Consider the following 269-nt stretch of genomic DNA (forward strand, 5'->3'; position numbering starts at 1 on the left):
AGGTGGATCATATGTCCCAACAGCAGTCACAAATGAACGTCGGCAGTGAGGAGCAAAAAAGTAGGAGAGAGATGTTGAGCGTTTTATTAGGAGCGGCGTTTTTAATGGCAACGTCTTCTATAGGACCAGGCTTTTTGACGAATGCGGATCGCGTCAAGAACTTCTCGGAGTTGGAGCCCCTGATAAACGAAGCCACCCGCAAGAGGGCTTCGGCCGAATGGCTAAAACTCTTGGAGGAGGCAAAAGTCCCGTGCGGTCCGATAAACGAT

1 protein-coding gene is annotated in these 269 nt (G+C 50.2%); it reads left to right on the top strand.

Annotation, left to right across the window (positions count from 1 at the left end):
• Positions 1-32: 32 nt before the first annotated feature.
• Positions 33-269: CoA transferase (locus EZM41_RS14185; protein WP_269778881.1), on the top strand; the 237-nt coding region annotated here is incomplete at its 3' end.

It is taken from the genome of Acetomicrobium sp. S15 = DSM 107314, from assembly GCF_016125955.1.
In the GTDB taxonomy this organism is placed as follows: domain Bacteria; phylum Synergistota; class Synergistia; order Synergistales; family Thermosynergistaceae; genus Thermosynergistes; species Thermosynergistes pyruvativorans.